The sequence below is a fragment of the Bdellovibrio sp. NC01 genome, assembly GCF_006874625.1.
GTDB lineage: Bacteria > Bdellovibrionota > Bdellovibrionia > Bdellovibrionales > Bdellovibrionaceae > Bdellovibrio.
On record NZ_CP030034.1, the window covers coordinates 1,014,661 to 1,034,874 of the forward strand.

At 45.0% G+C, this 20,214-nt stretch carries 20 protein-coding genes; 12 read left to right on the top strand and 8 right to left on the bottom strand.

The genetic code is table 11. From position 1 onward, the window contains the following. Positions 1-29: 29 nt before the first annotated feature. Positions 30-893, bottom strand: a complete 864-nt coding sequence (locus DOE51_RS04915; protein ID WP_142695453.1) for a trypsin-like serine protease — start codon at positions 891-893, stop codon at positions 30-32. Between the two features lie 148 nt (positions 894-1,041). On the opposite strand from DOE51_RS04915, the gene DOE51_RS04920 reads away from it, so the two are divergent. From DOE51_RS04920 to pgk, 6 genes are all read left to right on the top strand, one after another. Beyond that, positions 1,042-1,671, top strand: coding sequence for a hemolysin III family protein (locus tag DOE51_RS04920; protein ID WP_142695454.1), 630 nt, complete (start codon positions 1,042-1,044; stop codon positions 1,669-1,671). 177 nt (positions 1,672-1,848) lie between these two features. Beyond that, entirely contained in the window at positions 1,849-2,337 is a 489-nt protein-coding gene (locus tag DOE51_RS04925) for a hypothetical protein (RefSeq protein WP_142695455.1), read from the top strand. Positions 2,338-2,557: 220 nt separating this feature from the next. Continuing rightward, positions 2,558-4,060, top strand: coding sequence for a beta-sandwich domain-containing protein (locus DOE51_RS19135; RefSeq protein ID WP_168196390.1), 1,503 nt, complete (start codon positions 2,558-2,560; stop codon positions 4,058-4,060). Between the two features lie 99 nt (positions 4,061-4,159). Then, a complete protein-coding gene (locus DOE51_RS04940) occupies positions 4,160-5,128 on the top strand; it encodes a beta-sandwich domain-containing protein (protein ID WP_142695458.1) in 969 nt (322 codons plus the stop codon). A gap of 205 nt (positions 5,129-5,333) precedes the next feature. Continuing rightward, a complete protein-coding gene (gene gap / locus DOE51_RS04945) occupies positions 5,334-6,341 on the top strand; it encodes a type I glyceraldehyde-3-phosphate dehydrogenase (protein ID WP_142695459.1) in 1,008 nt (335 codons plus the stop codon). Positions 6,342-6,344: 3 nt separating this feature from the next. Next, positions 6,345-7,553 carry a phosphoglycerate kinase gene (gene pgk, locus DOE51_RS04950; protein WP_142695460.1) on the top strand — a complete coding sequence of 403 codons (1,209 nt, stop codon included), beginning with the start codon at positions 6,345-6,347 and terminating at the stop codon, positions 7,551-7,553. 85 nt (positions 7,554-7,638) lie between these two features. On the opposite strand, the gene tpiA is transcribed toward pgk, so the two are convergent. From tpiA to DOE51_RS04970, 4 genes are all read right to left on the bottom strand, one after another. Continuing rightward, the gene (gene tpiA / locus DOE51_RS04955; protein ID WP_142695461.1) at positions 7,639-8,361 is read right to left on the bottom strand and encodes a triose-phosphate isomerase; all 723 of its coding nucleotides are present in this window, start codon (positions 8,359-8,361) and stop codon (positions 7,639-7,641) included. Positions 8,362-8,412: 51 nt separating this feature from the next. Continuing rightward, positions 8,413-9,147, bottom strand: a complete 735-nt coding sequence (locus tag DOE51_RS04960) for an ABC transporter substrate-binding protein (RefSeq protein WP_142695462.1) — start codon at positions 9,145-9,147, stop codon at positions 8,413-8,415. 80 nt (positions 9,148-9,227) lie between these two features. Further along, positions 9,228-9,632: a hypothetical protein gene (locus DOE51_RS04965; RefSeq protein ID WP_142695463.1), complete on the bottom strand. Its 405-nt coding sequence runs from the start codon at positions 9,630-9,632 to the stop codon at positions 9,228-9,230. After that, entirely contained in the window at positions 9,632-10,831 is a 1,200-nt protein-coding gene (locus DOE51_RS04970) for a hypothetical protein (protein WP_142695464.1), read from the bottom strand. The genes DOE51_RS04965 and DOE51_RS04970 overlap by 1 nt, the downstream gene beginning before the upstream one ends. A 473-nt stretch (positions 10,832-11,304) precedes the next feature. On the opposite strand from DOE51_RS04970, the gene ilvA reads away from it, so the two are divergent. The 3 genes from ilvA (at position 11,305) to DOE51_RS04985 (ending at position 14,232) form a co-directional block, all read left to right on the top strand. Further along, positions 11,305-12,513, top strand: a complete 1,209-nt coding sequence (gene ilvA, locus DOE51_RS04975; protein ID WP_142695465.1) for a threonine ammonia-lyase — start codon at positions 11,305-11,307, stop codon at positions 12,511-12,513. A 234-nt stretch (positions 12,514-12,747) separates the two neighbouring features. After that, positions 12,748-13,833, top strand: coding sequence for a hypothetical protein (locus tag DOE51_RS04980; RefSeq protein WP_142695466.1), 1,086 nt, complete (start codon positions 12,748-12,750; stop codon positions 13,831-13,833). A gap of 96 nt (positions 13,834-13,929) precedes the next feature. Beyond that, positions 13,930-14,232 (top strand): hypothetical protein, encoded by a 303-nt coding sequence (locus DOE51_RS04985; protein WP_142695467.1) that lies wholly within the window; start codon positions 13,930-13,932, stop codon positions 14,230-14,232. 40 nt (positions 14,233-14,272) lie between these two features. Here DOE51_RS04985 and msrA read toward each other — a convergent pair whose 3' ends face one another. From msrA to DOE51_RS05000, 3 genes are read right to left on the bottom strand one after another with little or no spacing between them, the layout of a single operon-like run. Then, a complete protein-coding gene (gene msrA / locus DOE51_RS04990) occupies positions 14,273-14,854 on the bottom strand; it encodes a peptide-methionine (S)-S-oxide reductase MsrA (protein ID WP_142695468.1) in 582 nt (193 codons plus the stop codon). A 43-nt stretch (positions 14,855-14,897) separates the two neighbouring features. Continuing rightward, positions 14,898-16,307, bottom strand: coding sequence for a hydantoinase B/oxoprolinase family protein (locus tag DOE51_RS04995; protein WP_142695469.1), 1,410 nt, complete (start codon positions 16,305-16,307; stop codon positions 14,898-14,900). 7 nt (positions 16,308-16,314) lie between these two features. Further along, on the bottom strand, positions 16,315-17,661 hold the full coding sequence (locus DOE51_RS05000) for a hydantoinase/oxoprolinase N-terminal domain-containing protein (RefSeq protein ID WP_142695470.1): 1,347 nt from the start codon (positions 17,659-17,661) through the stop codon (positions 16,315-16,317). 140 nt (positions 17,662-17,801) lie between these two features. Here DOE51_RS05000 and hisC point away from each other — a divergent pair, with 140 nt between their 5' ends. The 3 genes from hisC (at position 17,802) to DOE51_RS05015 (ending at position 20,176) form a co-directional block, all read left to right on the top strand. Continuing rightward, a complete protein-coding gene (gene hisC / locus DOE51_RS05005; RefSeq protein ID WP_142695471.1) occupies positions 17,802-18,923 on the top strand; it encodes a histidinol-phosphate transaminase in 1,122 nt (373 codons plus the stop codon). Between the two features lie 13 nt (positions 18,924-18,936). Beyond that, on the top strand, positions 18,937-19,593 hold the full coding sequence (gene cmk / locus DOE51_RS05010) for a (d)CMP kinase (protein WP_142695472.1): 657 nt from the start codon (positions 18,937-18,939) through the stop codon (positions 19,591-19,593). Positions 19,594-19,780: 187 nt separating this feature from the next. After that, a complete protein-coding gene (locus tag DOE51_RS05015; protein WP_142695473.1) occupies positions 19,781-20,176 on the top strand; it encodes a hypothetical protein in 396 nt (131 codons plus the stop codon). Positions 20,177-20,214 lie beyond the last annotated feature (38 nt).

Sequence of the window (20,214 nt, forward strand, 5' to 3'; positions counted from 1 at the left end):
GTCGGAGTAGTGAAGTCTATTTCTCGAATTTACCTTAAAGCTTGTTGTAATAGTCTTTTCTCTTCTTTTTTGATCCATGGAAAAAATGGGGCGACTTTGGTTGCTTGGGATCTGCCCATGCAGCTTTGTACGCCGTTGGGGAGTTTTTCACCAAAAGAGGCTGAGTTCACGCCGATCACTTTTAAGACTCCGTCTTTGTCGTAGAATTGTGGGCCGCCTGAGTCGCCTTGGCAAAGATGGCTGGGCCAATCTACTAACGTATAATAACGATCGGGAGTTTCTTTATAGAAGTTATCGATCTTCAAAACGCCACGATACAAAGTGCCAGTTGAATAGCGCAGATTTTCATTCGGTGCGCCGGTGTAGTCGACGGTACGTCCATAACCATAAGCATATGTCAGCATGTTGGAATAATTGGCGTTGATGTTGTTGTCGATCGCCACTGTGCTAAAGCCCTGAGGTATTGTACCTGCGAACACACCGATCGCGATATCATGGTCGTAAACTTTTTTGCTGTTGTAATCAGGATTGCGAACGAACGCGAGTCCTTCACGCACCTCACGTTGTCCAGCGGTCGTATAAGTGTTTTCAAAAAGAACACGAAATCCCGCAAGGCCCGGGATCACCATTGGATCAAAGCAATGGCTTGCCGTTAAAATTGTATGAGCTCCGATTAAAGTGGCAGTACAGAATGTAATGGCGCCACGACGGGCGTTTAAAAGCTCAATCATCACAACGGCCTTCGAGGCAGGCGTATCACGCACGGTTTTAATTTGCCCATTGATGATGCCGGTCGTGTTTTGTGAATCGAAAGAATCACCCAGGTGTTGGTTACAAGCAACAAGCCCGAAGACCAAAACAAACATGAGCGCGTGCTGACTTAAGTTTTTCATTTCGTTTGTCCTCTTTGCTATTCACCATACCGAGACCGTGAAGAGGGAATCGACTTACGCAGACGTCATTTGTGGAAATGCAAAAAAAATTGCGAAAGGGTCCTGAAGTGTCTTGCTACAGGGACGCAAGAGCTTTAACTTAAAAGTAATGAAGATCGCAGTTCAAGACGGAGAACGTTTTAATGTTTTTAGTCATCTTGCCGCGGGCCTGTTGGCTGCGTGCGGGGTGTGCTTGTTGATGTTTTCAGCTTTGCTGAAACACGATATGTCGCGAATTATCACCTGCTCAATTTATAGCATCTCGACGGTGGGTATCTACATCATCTCTGTTCTGTATCACGCGTCTCACGGTCCAACGAAACAACTGTTTCGTCGACTTGACTATATCGGCATCTATTTAAAAATTGCAGGCAACTATACGCCGTATATGATTTTAGCCATTCAAGGCTTGCGTGGTTGGACCGTGCTTTCAACCGTGTGGACTCTGGCGGCTGCTGGAATCTTGATTGAGATTTTCTTTAAGCCTGATAATCGCCTTGTTCCAAATATGATTTATCTGACGATGAGTTCAACCGTGTTGCCGGTGATTCATATCTTAGCGCGCTCGGTTCCGCCGTTGGGTTTTGCGATGATCATGTTGGGCTTTTTGTCTTACGCTGTCGGTTTTTATTTCTTCTTGAATGACGATAAAATTCCGCACGGTCACGGGATCTGGCACATGTTCGTGATTGGCGGAAGTGCGTGCCAGTACATGTGTTTATTGATGTACGTCGTCTAATTTTCTATTTCGTTTCCCTTACAATTTATTTCCATTGAATCCCTGGTAATTCCAATTGTGAACTTATGTCGAACTCTTTGGCGCAATGAATATTTCTTCTTTGCATTCACAAAGTTCCCACAAAGCCGGGGGCTTGTGCTAAACCTTCAGCGTTTTCAATCAGTGAAGGAGATTTGAATGAAGGCACTTCTGGCAGTGGCAGTAGCGTTTTTGGCGATGAATGCAGCAAACGCAAACGAACTTAGAAAAGTAGTAGATGGCTCTGGACGCTCTTGCGATAAAGCAAGTGATTACGGTCAAGGTATGCAAGTTCAAATGAACAAAAAAGCCGACGCTTTGACAATCAGCCTTGTGAAATGTGAATTGGTAAATGGCCAAGGACAATACGTTCTTGAAAGTGCCGTGAACTCTCGCTCTTTCAAAGCGATCAATGGTGAAATGGTCAGTGAGTCGTATCAAGGCTTCGAGCTTTTGTTGGTAGATGGTAACAGCAAACTTTTGCGTACGATCCAGTTGAACTCGCTGGAACAAACGTCTCAAGAAGTTTTGCAATTGAACGACTTGCAACAAGGTACGGATTTGGTTTTGCGCGCAGTAAAAAGCTACAAATCTGAAAGCGGTATCAGTGACAATCACTATGTCACTTGGGGCAGCTTCCGTTACTAATTTTCGTTAAGAAAATCGCACAAATGAAGAAGGGTTTGCGTTCATCCGCAAACCCTTTTTTTATGCCCGAAAATCCCTTAAAGGCGCCGTGTTTGAGCTTAGTGTCTAAGTTTCAGACAGGTGTCGAAGGTTTAAATGGTTTTTACGGGGGCCTTGGTCACTCTATTAAACGGCACGAAGTTTGGAATGTGCACACCGAAGTTCCAAATATGGAGTGATCATGAAGCGTTTTTTAAAACAAGGCTTGTTAGCCACGATTGCGATCGTTCAAGTTGCAAGCATTGCGCATGCTCAGGAAGTTATTGTCGATCTTCCGGGCTTTGATTCGCCTGATCAACAGCCGGCAACGCCGTCACCGGTGCCTTTTCCTCCGACGACGCAACAACCTCAGCCGCAAAATCCTCCAAGTCCTGTGCAGACTCAATATGAAGGCGTTGCACAAGTCACCTCGGTCACTCGTAAGAGTGGTGGAGCGATGTTGAAGATCGCTTTACAACAACCTGTTATTTTAACGCGTATTGAAATCAAAGTTTTAAAAAGCCAAATCAAAATCTATGAAGGGCAAGTCATCACTGCCAGTGGTAAACGTCTTGCCGTTCGCGAGTTCACAGATCTTGATCCACAAGGTGTGGGCGCAACAATCGTTTCTGAAAATTTAAATATCAATGAAGCGATTGCTTCGATTGAAGTTCGCGGTGAATCTTTCCAAGCGGAAGCGGACATCGAAGTGAAAGCGATTTCGTCTTCAGGTGTTCCGAAGCTTTCAGTGCAAACATCTGAATTGCCAAGACCACTTCCGCCGGGACAACCGCCAGCACCACCGCGTCCACCAGCTCCACCGGCACCTCCTGCGCCTCGTCCGCCACAATACCCAGGCAACTGCATTGGTGATGTATGCCTTGGCGATCGTTTTTATAACGTGCAACGTGAATTCCGTCTTGTAACGGTGGTGGCGTTAGATCGTAGTAACAACTCTTTCACTCTGCGTTTTGATGACAACGGTGGAGTCGGTGCCGGCTGGGGTCGAGAAGCTCTGGCTGCGACAACGGGTTGTATGCAGGGTGTTTGTGTTGGTCAGCGTTTCTTCAATGTCTCGCGTGATTTCCGTGTTGTGACGATCGTTGGTCTACAACAAGAGGGTCGTTTGGTTCTGCGCTTTGAAGATAACGGCGGCATCGGTGGTAATTGGTCGACGACTGATTTAGCGGCGATGACGGGTTGTTCAGGAGACATCTGTGTTGGCGCAACCGCATACAACATCAACAGAGATTCTCGTAAAGTCACAGTTGTTGGTATTCAACCAGATACACGTTTAATTCTTCGCTTCGAAGATAACGGCGGTATCGGTGGAAACTGGACACGCCAAGATCTTGCCATCGCAAAAGGTTGTGTAGGTACGACGTGTGTTGGTGATCGTCTTTTGAATATTCAGCGTAATTACAGAATGGTTCGCATTGTCGCGATCGATATCTACAGTCGCTTTGTTCTTCAGTTTGAAGACAACGGTGCGATTGGTGGCAATTGGACCTCGAATGATTTAGCGGCCCTCAAAGGCTGTGGGCAAAGTTTTTGCGTCGGCGACACAGTTTTAGTCCGTCCTCGCAATAACCGCACAGCACGCGTTGTGGCAATTCAAGGAAACGGCCTGTATGTGCTGAACTTCCTTGATGTTAATCAAGTGGGTGGCAACTGGGCCGATGTGGACCTTTTGCGCGCAAGATAACTAAAAATTATCAAGTGCATTTTGCCACCGACAGCTTTGGCACAAAGTTTGGATTACAGGTTTTCGCTTAATTTTACTAGACACTAAGGAGTCTATTTTATGAAAAAAAGAATGATCGTAGGTGCATTGGTTGTAGCTTCTATCACTCAAACTGCAGGCGTAGCACACGCTTCTAAAGCAGATATCGGTGGCATCATTGGTGGTGTTATCGGTGGTCTTGCAGGTACGCAAGTAGGTAAAGGAAACGGCAGAACAGCCGCTATCATTATCGGTGCAGTTGCTGGTTCTGTGATCGGTAATAAAGTAGGCGCGAATATGGACGAAAACGATCGTCGTGCAGCTGCTGAAGCTCAACGTCGTTGCCTTGAAGGCAGCTTGAATGGCAACTACGACTGGGACGGTAGAAACTACGGTTCACGCACAGGTGCTCGTGGTCGTATGACTTCAACTCGTGAAGGTTACAACTCTTACACTGGCGAATACTGCCGTGAATACCAATCTGTGATCTACGCTGGTAACCGCACTGAGGAAACTCGTGGAGTTGCTTGTACTCGTCGCGATGGCTCTTGGTATGAAGTTCAAGAAACTCAAGTTCGTTGGGGTGGCAGAAATGCCGGTGGCCCAGGTCGCAACGAAGGACCAGGTCGTTACAACCCAGCTCCAGTTCCACCTCCATCACGTCCTGTTCCACCGCCTCCTGTTCAAAACAACAGTGGTTCGTCAGTACAAGTATCAAGCATCTCTCGTCGTTCAGGTGGCGAATGGATCCGTGTGACATTGTCTCGTCCAGCTTCAATTGATCAAATCGAAGTACGTGCCTTGTCAGCTGGTATGAAAATCCACGAAGCGACTGTTTACACAGAAAATGGCCGTCAAATGCAAGTTCGTGAGTACCAATCGACTCCGACTTTCTACGCAGGCGACAGAGCTATGTCTGAGCGTTTGAACCTTCGTGACCGCGTAACAACGATCGATATCCGTGCTGAAGCAATGGGCGGCAACGCTGATGCTCTAGTGACTGTGATTTCGAATGATGGTTACACGTCATTGAACGTGTCGCGTTACTAGTCTACACTCCGGCTCCGCCGGAGTAGGGATTGCTTGTCTGCACTCCAGCTTCGCTGGAGTAGAGAAGTCTGATCACGATCTTTAGTTTAATAGTGGTAAAAAAGGCTCACAAAACGGGCAAAAAGCCAGTCTAGGACGTAGTGTCTAGACTGGCTTTTTTTTTGGCCAGGGACCATATTAAGTTCGTTTATAAGGAGCTTATTCAATGGCAAAACTTCGTGTTGGTATTAATGGTTTTGGTCGTATCGGTCGTGTTCTTTTCCGCGCTGGCTTTGAGCACTTTGACATCGTAGGTATTAATTCTTTGGACAGCCTTCAAGGTAACGCGCATTTGTTGAAGTACGATTCAGCACATGGTCGTTTTGATGCTGACGTTAAAACTGACGGCGAAAACTTGATCGTGAACGGCAAAAAGATTCACGTAAGCAAACACAAAAATCCTGCTGATATCCCTTGGAAAGATTGGGGCGTTGACTTGGTTCTTGAGTGCACAGGCGCATTCAAAACTAAAGAAGACTTCATGCTTCACATCAAAGGTGGCGCGAAACGCGTTTTGGTTTCTGGCCCTGCTGAAAAAGGTGCTGACATCACAATGGTGTACGGTATCAACCACGAATCTTACGATCCAGCTATTCACCACGTAGTTTCAAATGCATCTTGCACAACAAACTGCTTGGCTCCTTTGGCGAAAGTATTGAATGAAACATTCGGTATCGAACACGGTACAATGATGACTGTTCACTCTTACACAAACGACCAAAAAATCTTGGATGCTCCTCACTCTGACATGCGCCGTGCACGTGCTGCTGCGGTCAGCATGATCCCAACAACAACAGGTGCTGCGAAAAACGTAGGTCTTGTGTTGCCAGAATTGAAAGGTCGCATCGACGGTATCTCTGTTCGTGTTCCAACTCCGAACGTGAGCCTTGTTGACTTCACATTCACAGCAAAAACAGATGTAACGAAAGAATCAGTGAACGCTGCTTTGATCAAAGCTTCTGAAGGCGCCTTGAAAGGTGTGTTGGCAGTTGAGCACGATGAACTTGTAAGCGTTGATTTCAACGGTAACAAAAATTCATCGATCGTAGATCTTGCAACGACAATGGTTGTGGGTCCTCGTATGGTGAAAGTACTTTCTTGGTACGACAATGAGACGGGCTTCTCGAACCGTATGGTTGACGTGGCTCTTCACATGGCTAAGAAAGGTCTTTAATCCATGGCTTCTAACGGACTCAAAGGTATTAAGACCGTTCGCGATTTCGAGTTGGAAGGAAAAGTGGTTTTCCTTCGCTTGGATCTGAACGTGCCAATGGAAGACGGTAAGATCACGGATGAAAACCGTATCACGGCTTCTTTGCCGACAATTAAATATTGCATGGAAAAAGGCGCGAAGTTGGTTTTGGCTTCGCACTTGGGTCGTCCTAAATCAAAAGACGACGCTGAGTTTTCTCTAGAGCCAGTTGCGAAACGTTTGCAAACTTTGTTGGAAGCAGAAGTGATCTTGGTTGAAGAACCAGATTCAGATGCTCCAGTGCATCTTTTGCCTTCATTGAAAAAGAACCAATTGATCCTTCTTGAAAACGTTCGTTACGAAGAAGGTGAGACGAAAGATTCTATCGAGTTCGCACAAAAAATTGCGAACTACGCAGAGATCTATATCAACGACGCATTCGGTGCTTCTCACCGTGCGCATGCAACGATCCACGCTTTGCCTTCAGTGATGAAGGAAAAGGGCATTGGTTTCTTGATCGAAAAAGAAATCAACATGTTGGATTCTTTGCTAACAAATCCAAAACGTCCGTACATCGCAGTGATGGGTGGCGCGAAAGTGTCAGACAAAATCGCTGTGATCGAAAGATTGATGGATGTTGTTGATGGTTTCGTTATCGGTGGTGCGATGGCTTACACGTTCCTAAAAGGACAAGGTCAAGCTGTTGGTAAATCGCTTGTTGAAACTGACAAAGTTAAATTCGCAAAAGAAATGATCGAGCGTATTGAAGCTCGTGATAAAACAGTTCTTTTGCCAGTAGATCACGTGGCTTCAAAAGCATTTGGTGACGTTGCAAACGCACACGTAACTAAAGACGTTGTGATTCCTGAAGATGAAATGGGTTTGGACATCGGTCCGCAAACTATCAGAAATTATTCTGCGGCTTTAAAATCTGCAGGCACTATTTTCTGGAATGGTCCAATGGGCGTTTTCGAAAACCCAGCTTTCTCTAAAGGTACTTTCGGTGTTGCGCAGGCAATTGCTGAAAGTGATGCAATCAAGATCGTTGGTGGTGGTGATTCAGCGGCGGCGGCAGAAGCTTCGGGCTTCGCTGACAAGATGACTCACATCTCGACAGGTGGTGGTGCAAGCCTTGAATACCTTCAAGGTGATAAACTTCCAGGTCTGGAAATTCTTCGTACTCGCGTGCGCTAAGATTTTTAAAAGATAAAAACTAAAAAGGGACATCATCGATGTCCCTTTTTTTATTTAGCTGCTTTAGATTTCGCGGCCGCTGTCACTAGACACTTGCGATCTTAATAAACGAATCCACTTCTAAAGAGGCACCGCCTACCAAGAAACCACTGACGTGAGGTTGTTTAATCAATGTGCCTGCGTTGTCAGGTTTGACGGAACCACCGTACAGAATCGGAGCCGTGAAGCCCATTTTCGTTAGAATGTTGTGAACGTCTGTGTGAGTTTCCGCAACTTGTTCTGGAGTCGCAACTTTGCCTGTGCCGATCGCCCATACTGGTTCGTAAGCAATCACGATCGGTTTAGCTTTGTCAGCTTTAGCAAGGCCTAACAGCAATTGTGTTTCAAGTACGCGGAACGTGTGAGTGGCTTCACGCTCTTGCAAAGTTTCACCGATGCACAACATAGGGATCAGACCCAAGCTTTGTGTTAATGCCACTTTGTCTGCGATCAACGCATCCGTTTCGCCAAATAACTGACGACGTTCACTGTGACCGATCAAGATGTATTGACCGCCAAGCTCTTTAACGATTTGTGCTGAGTTTTCGCCAGTGAAGGCACCTTGGACTTGCACGTAACAGTTTTGCGCGCCGAAGGCGATGTTGGAACCTTTTACTGTTTCGCTGGCAGCTTCAAGGCTGATAGCAGAAGGAAAGAACACAAGGTCGCCAGTGGCTTTTGCAGAAACCTCTTTGAAACTTTTAAAGAAGTTGCGTGTTTCTGTCGGAGATTTGAAAAGCTTCCAGTTAGCGGCAAAAATCTTTTTCATGTGTCTTTCCTTTGTTGAAAAAGAAAGACTAGCATTCACAAGATCAAAAAATCAAGGCGCATCCGCGACAGCCGTTGGCACAGCGGATTCTACATTTTTAAGGATTTCAGCACCTTCAAAGGTTTTACGTGAAACTGCGATATGAACGGGCAGGGCTTTGAATAGATGGCCACGAAGTTGGACAGTGGGGTTGCCTTTCATCCATGTTTCGACAGTCGCGCGATAATTCAAAAAGACATCAGCACGTTTATTTACAAGCAAACGATAAGCTTGATCGTTATCTTTGACTTCGATGGTTTGAAATTTATTTTTTGGATTTTGAAGTTCTTCAATCATGCCACCGTACGTGTAGCCCGCGTAAGTGATGACACGATATTTTTTCAAGTCATCTAAGGTTTTGATCGAAATATCTTGGCCAAGCGCATAGGTCATCAGCTCAAGAGTTGTCACCGTTTTTGAACCAATCAAAGTGGAGCCTTTGAACTCTTTGTAGTGAGTCAGTCCCATCCACAAATCCACATTGCCATTCGCAAGTTCGGAAGGCATGCGTTTGAACGGCACATGCACAAATTCAATTTCGTAACCAGTAGGCTTCACATATTTTTTTGCAAGATCAATCAGAACACCTCTGGGGCCTTCGGGTGTGTCTTCTTGGAAAGGCGGGAAGTCGGTGTAAGCCATTTTCAATTTGCGTTTAGGAGCTGCATCTTCAGCAGCGAATGCAGAAGCGGAAAAAAATCCCAAAACAAAAAGGCTTGAAAGTAGCCAACTCAAAAATGTTTTCACACTTTTATTTGAGCACTAGAACGATGGCTTTTAAAGGGGAGCTGCGTCTTTGTCGAGGCCGTCAACCCGAGGTTGAGGAATCAACCGTTGCCGTTTTGCTCTTCTTTGATTGCATCTTGAATGGATTTCAAGAGCGAGTCCGCATCGGACTTCGGAAGAGTCTTCAAGGCTTTCTTGAAAGCTTTTAAATCTTTTTTATAAAGCGGAATTAGGACATCCGCCACGGCTGCACTGTCATCGTGTTTCAACGTGATTGCAGACACGCGTACGATTTGTGTCAGTGCTTCTGACGAGGCTTTTTCAACAGTCGCGTATTTAACAGCATCATCAACTTTTGCCACAAGGTCGGCCAAGTGTTCGTTGCCCTTTGTACCATCAGCCTTCGTGAAAGTTTTGAATTCTTTCACAATTTCATCAGACGATTTGTACTCAGCAAACGCGTTCAACGAAAGTAGAAGTGAGAAGGTCATTAACAGGCTACGCATTATAGTTTCTCCGGCGGCAAGATCATGACACCAATCAGTTCGTAAGGTTTCCCGATTTTAGCACGGTACACGCCTTTAACTGTTTTCTGGATGTTGTTACTAGACTCATAGTCACTGATGTAAGTAGAGTCTGAACCTTTTCCAGATTTAATTTCAATATGACCCGGTTGTGAGCCCGTTCTATATACGAGCACGGCACCTTTCGGAGCGTCTTCCGGTTTCTTGATCAATGCTTTGTATTTTGGATTATCCAAAAGATTGACCATACCTTGAGCTTTCAAGTCAGAGACACCTTGTCTAGCAAAACCACCTGGAGGATATGAATCAATCATGTCGCCAGCAAGCAGGGCATTCTTAACGTATTTGTAGCACAGACGTTTTGATCTTTTTGCTTTCAAACGTTTTGCAGCCTTGATGGTCTTTTCAACAACTTTGCTGTTTTCATAACCAGAGATATACGGATCATCAGCCCAAGGATCTTTTGGATCTTTTTTCGCAGATGGATCGCGCTTCGCAACTTCCTTAGAGACGTCAGATAAATCTTGAACGTTGCGTGTATTGCCAGTTTGGCAAGTCGTGCAAGTCTCTTGGAAGCCACCTTCCGTTTTTGTTTTATCTTTGTTTAACGCAAGATTCGGATCTGTCTCTTTCGCTTTTTCAGCAGCGGCTTTTGCGGCAGCTTCTGCAGCTTTACGAGCGTCTTCTTCTTTTTGTTTTTCTAAGTTTTTAGCATCACGTTTTGTTGGTAGAGTTGGGTTTACAACAACACCGGCATCCGCTTTCAAACCTTCACCGTCGCGTTTTGCTTGCGTCGTCAGTGCGCTTTCTGGGTCTTGAATGTCTTCGCCTTTTTTATCTTGGAAACTCAACCATGGATCTTTTTGCGAATAATAAACCCAGACTTCGTCATCTTTTTTCGCAGTGGTTTTACCCATGTCTTTGCCGATGGTGCTAAGACGAACTTTCACACCGTACGAACCCGTGCGTTTTAATTTGCGCGTTTCGATAACAGTGCCGGTAGAACCTTCAGGAATTAATGACGTGATGTTTTTAGCATTTTTATTGAAGTCTAAAGAGGAGCGACCATACAGATTTCCTTCAAGCACGACAGTTTGAAGTTCCTGCGGAACGTCAGCCATAGCAGTGCTACATAATAGAAGTGCTGCAGTGATGCGGAAAAGTCGTGTGAATAAACTCAAATTGATACTCCTCACAATCTCTTCGGTGTTTACGAGTAAAGTCTAAGGCTAGCTGAGAAAAACACGCCTTTGGTCCTAAGTCCCCGAGGCCACTTGAGATTTCCCTCGTGTTGTATAAAAGCGGCAAATTTTTCCCGTGATTTCAATAACTTAAAATGAGACCCGAGCTTGTGAAGTACGACAAGAGAACTCTATCATCTAAATAGGAGGAAGCTTATGCACGTTAAAACTCACTTCCGACTTTGCCATGTATGCGGTACAGCGAATTCCCTCGAGGGAGATCTTGTGACCGAATGCGAATGCTGCGGAAAGCACCTTGCACCCTTTTATTTTTTCGACGAGAGTAGGGCCATGGGGCTCACGAACTCAAGTCTTTACTCCAGTGAGGCTGGAGGAAGTTCCGAGTCTGTGTTACCTCATAAAGAGTATCCCCCTATTCGGGGATTAACCGCTTATTGGGAGCCGTGACTTCAATGAAAGTGTCCTTCGAAGATATTAAAAAAGCTCGTGAGTTACTGAATAATGTTATTTGCCCTACAGAGATGAGTCACTCCATCAACGCGAGCAAACTTCTTGGAAGCGATATTTTCTTTAAGTTTGAAAACACTCAGCGCACTGGCAGTTTCAAATTCCGTGGCGCTTACAATAAAATTTCTAATCTTACACCTGAAGAAAAAGCCCGCGGAGTTGTCGCAAGCTCCGCAGGCAATCATGCGCAAGGTGTGGCGCTGTCTGCTTCATTGGCGGGGGTTAAAGCCACCATTGTGATGCCAGAAAATGCGTCGATCAGTAAAGCGTCAGCCACCAGATCTTACGGCGCTGACGTTGTCCTTAAAGGTGAAATTTACGACGAAGCTTACGAGCACGCACAATCATTAGAAAAAAATCACGGCTACACTTTCGTTCATCCTTATCAAGATCCATTTGTCATCGCCGGCCAAGGCACAATCGGTATCGAAATCCTAGAAAAAGTTCCTGACTTAGATTCTGTCATCGTTCCCATCGGTGGTGGCGGCTTAATTAGTGGCGTGGCATTGGCCGTAAAGTCGATCAATCCAAAATGTAAAGTGATTGGTGTACAAAGTGATCGTTCGCCGGGTATGGCGTGCATGTACAACAAACAAACTTTGGATCAAAAGAAAAAGCGCGCAGCGACTATCGCTGACGGTATCGCTATTAAAAATCCATCGCCTGTGATGTATGAAAATTTCATTTCTAAATATGTCGATCAAGTTGTGACTGTTAGTGATGACGAAATTGCTGAAGCGATCGTGTTCTTGATGGAAAGAACAAAAACAGTGGCTGAAGGTTCTGGCGCCGCCGCTTTGGCAGCAGCTATGCATCGTGGTCTTGAGCTTGGTAAAAAATCTTGCATCATCATCAGCGGTGGTAACATCGACTTAAACATCGTCAGCAAAATTATCGATCGCGGTCAGATCTTGCGCGGTCGCTTGTGTGAGTTGTCGGTGATCGTTGACGACTTGCCAGGAAATTTAAGCCGTTTGACTCAAGCGATTGCTTCGGAAAAAGCAAATATCCTTGAGGTGAAGCATGACCGCGTATCACAAGGTCTTTCACTGCGCGAAACACGCATTGATTTCACTCTCGAGACTTCAAGCATTGAACATGTCGAGAAGATCAAAAAAGCCCTTGAAGCGACGGGCGCAAAGATCATCACTTAGAAATTCCCTTACAGAAATTAAATACAGAGGCCTAGCGATGCTAGGCCTTTTTATTTTGGCGTCATTCGATCTCACATTAAAAAGCCTGCCGTATTCTTGGTATGAAGATTGGAATAATAGCTCTATGAAATCTTAACTCTAATATAAAGAACTTTGCGAGGCTTCTTCGTGACTAGGAAGGGCCGCTGTCAAAGTTGTAGACACTCGCGCGGTCGTCTACGAAAGGTAGGGCTCATGAAAAAGACACTTATCGTTTCTGGTTTGGTTGTAGGCCTTTTATCAGGCTGTGGTGAGCTTAAAAAAGTAGATGATATGCACGATGCCACTGGCAAGATGGCGGACACTACTGACAAGATGAACAATACAACAAGTCAGATGAATAAGACGACGACGGAAATGAACGGCACGACTTCAGAAATGAAGGACAAGATGACGTCGTTGGAAAAAAAGACGGAAGAGCTTAAGCAAATCACTGACGAGCTTTACGATACCCTTCGCCAAGGGAATGCCTTGCAGCTTCGTCGTGAAGCGATGACGGAAATCGTGAAAGCGCCGACATTGTTCAGAAAAATTTCTGAATCTAATAAATATATGATGTCTTTCGAATTCCAAATTTGGAATAACTTGGGCCAAGATGCAGAGCCTGAAAAACGCGATCTTTTGGCGCAACAAGCGGCTTTGGAATTCTTCTTGGACATCGAAGGTTTTGCCCCACGTGATAATTCTGTCAACGTGCTTGCAGAGCCGGATATGAAAGACCTGAATTCACAAGACAACCGCACGGCTTCGTTCAACGCGCTGGCAGCGGCAATGCACCAAGTGAATCGCAAGGAAACTCGCGCCGAAAAGAACATCAAAAATCTTCCGAACATGACGATGTATGCGATCATGGAAAAAGCGTTGCTGGCTTCGCGTGAAGAGCAGCAATCGGGCGCATCACGCGAAGTGATGGCTCATGAAGATAAAGCGATTCAAATTTTGCAAACTCGTTACAGCTTGTTCCCTTTGATCTTTATCGACTCCGTTTCTAAGGTCGGCGATAAGAGCCTTGTCGGTAAAGCGAAAATGATGATGCTAGGTTGGGAATTCGATATCGACTGCTTGAATGCAACTCAACTTGAATACTTGCAAACAGAAGTGTTGCAACAATCATTGCAATCAAAACAGTTGTTATTGAAGCTTGGTAAAAAACCGGTGCTTGATAGCACGGTTGCGAAATTCCTTGCGAAAATGAAAGTGAAAGCCAGCGGCAAGATGGCCCCTGCGGTCATCAACGAGCAAACGAAATTGCTAGGCTTGCTTGCAGAGATCCAGAAGTAATTTCCATTAGCGTATTTTAATAGGACATTTGTGCAAAACTCGGTGATTTTGCACTCTGCTTCGACGAAGTCGGAGTGCAAACAATTGGAGTTAGAAATGAAAGCAGTCATCAGTACTATCGTTGTAATTCTTGCGACTTCTCAAGCATTCGCTCACACAAAAAAAGTTGAAGCAGCGGCTGCGAAAATCAAAGAGGAAAGTACCCGAACGATCATTAAGACCATCGACAACGTCGAAGGCAATCCCTGCTTGCCCGAAGGTAAGTCTTACTTGGTAGAGCTGCAAGTGCGCCAAGCTGCTTACGATCGTATTCATAATAAAATCGTCTATTCGTGGGAAACAGCAAAGACAGTGAATGTCGACAAGAGCGGCGCGATCTCTGAGGCGTGCGGAGAATAACAAAAGAGACACCCTAGGGTGTCTCTTTTCTGTTTAAAATTTAAAACGTCATTGGACGAATGAAGTGGCAAGTATAACCGCCGGGATTTTTCACAAGATAATCTTGGTGGTATTCTTCCGCGGTCCAGAACTGACCTGCTTTTTCAATCTTAGTCACAGCAGGTTTGCCCCATGCACCTGATTTATCAACACGGGCTTTGACTCTTTCGGCAGTTTCTTTTTGCTCTTCAGATGTGTAGAAGATTTCGCTGCGATATTGTGTGCCGATGTCGTTGCCTTGACGATTTTCAGTTGTTGGATCGTGAACTTTAAAGAAGAACAACAACAAGTCTTCGTATTTCAACTTCGATGGATCGAAAGTGACTTTCACTGTTTCTGCGTGACCTGATGTGCCGGTTTTGACGATGTTGTAAGTGGCATTGTTCACGTTACCACCCATGTAGCCGACCTTCACGTCGATGATACCTGGAAGTTTGCGAATCAAATCTTCCATACCCCAAAAACATCCACCTGCTAAATAAGAAACTTCCGTCGACACAGGCCCACCTTTCTTTGCACTTGGTTTTGCAAATCCAGAAAAACTAAACATCATACTCAAGATCAATAAGATGATTCTTTTCATATAACTATTTTAGCTGAAGTGGGCAGGCCAGTGCAATACTGTACTAAGCCGGCGTTTCTGGCTTACCGAAGCCACCACCGCTGCCAGAGCAGAGTGTTAACACGTCGCCTTTTAGAACCTTCTGGGTCCCAAGGACAGGAAGGACTTTCGTTGAGCCATTTGAATCTAAAATTACTTCGCATGGATCGCCATGTGAGCAATTTTTAGGAATACGCGGACGATGTAGAGTCAAATCTGAAAGCCAAGTCGTTTCCACATCTGCCAAAGCTTCCACTTTGAAGATCAAACCACGACCACCTGAAAACTTACCTTTACCGCCCAAAGACTGACGGCGATCGGCGCGTACAATTTTGACTGGCAACTCACGTTCGATTCTTTCAATCGAAATGTTTTCAAGATGTGCCGAAGCGCCATCACGATTTGCAAAAGCACCTTCACCGCCTTGCAAACGCAAAACAGCTTGGCTTGAGTTTGCATTGAACTGCACAGTCAAAGGACTGTAGCAAGACAACGCTTTTTCTTTTTTAGAGTGAATATGAGTCAACGCCAGTTCAATCGCAGCTTGTAAAGCCGCGATGCCTGAATTCATACCTTTGACGATGGAAGCAGGGTACTTCGCCATCAACCAGCAACCAGAAGGTTTCGTCACAGTTAAAGACGAGAAAGTGCCACTGTTCGCGTAATCCGTGAAGCCGTAGTATTTGCTGATGGTGTGGAAGCAAGTTCCGTAAGCTGCAGACTCAGTCAGTTGAATGGTCTTAGCTGCTGATGTGCCACCGAAATCCATTTTGATACGACCTTCGTGGATCTCTAAGCTTAAGCGTAATAATTCACCGCTGTCCAAAACGATATCAACGCGCGCATCACCAGATGCATTTTCAGAAATACGATGAGTCGCTAAGTTTTTCGAAAGATCCAAATACTCTTCAATCAATTCGCCAGTGATTTCAAAACCTGTTGTTTCAACTGTATGAATCAAGCGGTACGCGTGCTCGATCATTTGTGCGAATTGTTCTTTAATCCATTCCGTGAAGTTGGGTGGGCACGCAGGGTGTGCCTGCATCGCTGACAAAATCACATCGTTCACCTTGCCCGATTGACGAAGGGGAGTCGGCGGAATACGCAGACCTTCTTCTTCAACTGATTTTCCAGTTTTGATCGATTTGACCATAGGGCGACGTGATACCCACAACAAGTCTTCAGACACGGCCATGATGAATGTCATTTCATCCAAAGTCGTGCCGCCGCTGTAAGGATCATTCAATACTGCGATGTCACCTTCTTGAAGTTTTAAATATTTACCAACGATATTTGCTGCCGCTGATAATGTTCCATACGTCGCAGGTTGTTTTCCGCGCACAGCAAGAACGTCGCCTTCAATTGTCAGCAACGCTTCTTCGCCTTTAAGGAAGTTATTTAGCAATGAATGAAAGAGTTCGATTTTATAAGACACCAGAAACCTAACCTTTCAAAGCGCTTTGGCCCAACAAAGCTACGGCACGAGAGAGTGCGAATTCGTTCGTATCAACAGAAGCTTTCGTATCTTTTTTGAAACCATTCGCGAAAAGTTCAACTAAAGGACCTGTGATTAGCAACTCTTTGCTATGACGGAACATCACGGCTTCCATTGCGATCTTTTGAATCGCCAAGCTTTGCAATTCTTTGCTTAGGCTTGGTAGTTCTTTTTCGCGCGTGTTGCTGACTTTCGATAAAGCGAACATGGAGTTTTTAAATTTTTGTACGCCGGCTGCAACGGTGCGATCTTGAAGACCATCCAATTTCGTCAGTTTTGCATTATCAGCCCACAAGTCGATCAACGTTGCCTTTTGCCCACGGCCTAAGAACATGGGGCCTGGGTCCCAGCTTTCAGGTTCGGTATCGAAATCGAAATGATGGAAAGCATTCAAAGTGATTGGCAAAGTCGGTTGAATCGTCAGCTCTTTATAAGAGACATGTTTGCTTTCAACCGCGCCCCACGGACTAAGCCATTGGTTTTTCCACGCATTGCCTGAAATTAAAACGAAACCTTCAAGGCCCATATACAAGACGTCAGATTTTTTATGCGCTAAAGCCAATGCCGCATAACCTGCCGACAAACTTGCGATCGAGTTCTTTTCGATGTCTTGCGTGAAAGTGCCATCGCCAGTTAAGAAATGAATGTCAGATTCAGCGACAACATTTTGCAAAGCTGCAGCGATTTCTTTTTTTAATTCTGAAAACAAACCAGCGACAGTCGCATTCAAAGAATTTTTTCTCCAGCGAGTGACTTCATCGGCGTTGTCTGTTTTTTCTGGAACGAAAACTTCAAAACCTTTAGCAGTTAAGAAGTTAGTGACCGCCGTTTGGTGTGTTGGATTGATAGCAGAGTGAAGAAGGTGCACGCACACTTTCTTTGTTTGCATCATTTCTAATTTCGCAGCGATGGCTTCCAGTTCATCCATGGCAAGCGGCAAAGAAATTTTGCCATCTGCTTGAACGCGCTCACGCAATGAAAACTGAAGTTCAGCCGTTGTCAGCGTATTATTCGTGCTGTTGTGCAAATCCAACCAGTGCTCAAAGCCTTCGGTTGTGATGTGCGCCACGGCTCCGTTTAATTTGAAGTCTAAAAGCTTTTCTGGAACACGCAGACTGACGGCGGCCTTAGAAATTTTTTTATCGCTGTGGGTTGAAATAAATTGCTGCAAAGAATTTTTTAAATTCTCTCGGGACAGGTAGGCTCTTTTGGTTGCAACAGTCTCAGCACCGTCTAAAACACAGTACTCTGCGAAAGATTCACCAACGCTTACGCCTAAAATACGACTCGCCATCTTAAAACGCTCTCTAGTTCGAAAAAATACAGTGCAACAGTGTTCATGCAAGAACGGGAGTTCTTGATAAAACGGCGGTTACAATGTACTGAAGACGTACAGATATAACAAAAAGATGATCTCAAGAAAAGGATTGTTACGTGAAGATTTCTCCTGAAATTCTTAACTTGGTTCCGTACAAACCGGGAAAGCCTATTTCTGAAACACAACGCGAGTATGGTTTGAAGACCGTCATTAAACTCGCAAGTAATGAAAATCCTTTAGGTCCTAGTCCCAAAGCGATGGCGGCGGTGAAGCTTGCATTGGATCATCAGCAGCTTTATCCAGATCCTTCACATTATGAGCTTTTACAGACAATTTCCAAAGAGTGGGGATTTCCAACTCAACAATTGGCTGTTGGCAACGGAAGTGACGAGCTGATTGATTTATTAACTCGCATTTTCTGCGAGCCTAAAGAAGGCGTGTTGTCATCTGTGGCAGCTTTTAATGCCTATGAAGTAAGCGCTCAGGCCAATCGTGCGATCATCCGCAAAGTGCCACTGGCAAAGGGTTATCGCTTTGATATGAAAGCGATTGCTGACCACTTTTTTGCTCATCCAGAACAAAATATTCGCCTTATTTTTATTTCGAATCCAAACAATCCAACGGGGACCTATGCAACTCAACAAGAGATTGAAGAGTTCTTGGCACGCCTTGGAAATCGTGACGATGTGATGATCGTTTTCGACGAGGCTTATAATGAGTTCGTGCGTGCGACTGATTATGTGTCTGCGCAAAAATACATGAGCCAATATAAAAATCTGATCGTTCTGAGAACTTTCTCGAAAATCTATGGCCTTGCTGGTTTCCGTATCGGCGCGATGATTGCCCCGGCAGAGGTGGTTGAGGTGTTTAACCGCGTGCGCAAACCATTCAATGTCAACGATTTAGCGCAGGTGGCTGCAAATGCGGCTCTGCAAGATAAAGAATTTATTGAGCGTTCGCAGCAGATTTGTTGGAAAGGGCTTGATTACTTTTACAAGAAATTAGAAGAATTAGGCCTGCCATACATTCCATCTCAGGGAAATTTTGTCATGTTTGACACCCTTCGCGACGCGGCCAAGGTGAATGAAGCTTTGTTACGTCGTGGGATCATTATGCGACCTATTTTAAATTATGGGTTCAAAACGCATATGCGTGTGAGTGTTGGTCTTGAGCATGAAAATGAAGCGGCAATGAACGCTTTAGCAGAAGTGCTTAAAGAAATTCCGGTTTTAGTTTAGTCAGGAAAAGGTTATGGGAATGGTTATTACGATTGATGGACCCGCGGCTTCAGGTAAATCTTCAGTGAGTCGCGAATTAGCTCGTCGTTTGGGCTGGAAGTGGGTTTCCACTGGTGCATTCTATCGTGGTTTGGCTTATGCCGCTTTACAATTAAGTGTTGATCTTGATGACGTGAAGGCGTTGGCAGAGCTGACTCATAATCCTATCTGGAGCATCCGTTTAGAATCGGAGCGCACGAAAGTTTATTTCCAAGATCAAGATGTGACAGATCAAATTGCTCATGAAGACGTGGGTAACTTTGCGTCTAAAATTTCTCACTATCCTGAAGTTCGTAAAGCTTTGCTTGAGGCACAACGTAATTGCAGCAACGGACCAGATGGTTTGGTTGCTGAAGGCCGCGATTGCGGTACGGTTGTATTCCCGCAAGCTGAAGCGAAGGTGTTTTTGACAGCATCAAGCGAACACCGTGCTGCTCGTCGTGCGACGGAATTAGGTCTTGATCAAGATGATATGGTGAAAGCACAAAAACAACGTGATCACCAAGATTCAACTCGCAAAGTGGCGCCGATGGCTGTTCCACCAAACGCTTTTGTTCTTGATTCAACTGAATTGAATCTTGATGAAGTGGTCGACAAAGTCGAAGCATTCGTTCGCACAAAAATTCACTAAATTTAATGCGTTTTCAGAGTGAAAAATGGTCTTACCGGTCCCCGTCGGTAAGGGGCGTTTTCTTCACTCTGTGTCTAGAAACTTGTCAGTGAAATTCCCCTCAGATTCTCTATATTGCCTGGCACCTGGGCACAGTCCTTGTAAATACCCCAGCGTTGATAAATCTTTGTCCCCTCTGGAGGCGTCTATGAAAAAGATCGTAGCTTTAACAGCATTGTTGGTTTCGGTATCTGGTTTAGCTCACGCAGATCAAAAGTTAATCGAATGCCGTGGTTCTATTTTGAAAGATATGTCGGTATCTGAAAACTACACGGTGACTTTGGCAGAATCAGGCGATGTTCGTCTTGAAGGTCAGTATAAAAATTCTCGTGATATCGTGATTTCTGCTTCCGCAGATGTTTTGCAAAACGACGGTGAAGGCTTGCACCTTGAAGCGGCTAAAAAGCGCATGGGCATGGTGTTCTCTAAACAAGTGCTATCCATCGATTACTCATCAGGTAAGGGTTACGCTTCAGACTATTCAGCGGCTGAAAGCTTATTGAAGCCTAAGATGGTTTACTTGGATTCTTGCACACGTCTTTAAGATTTTTGCGAACAGAAGTGTTCTTGGGAACCTACTCT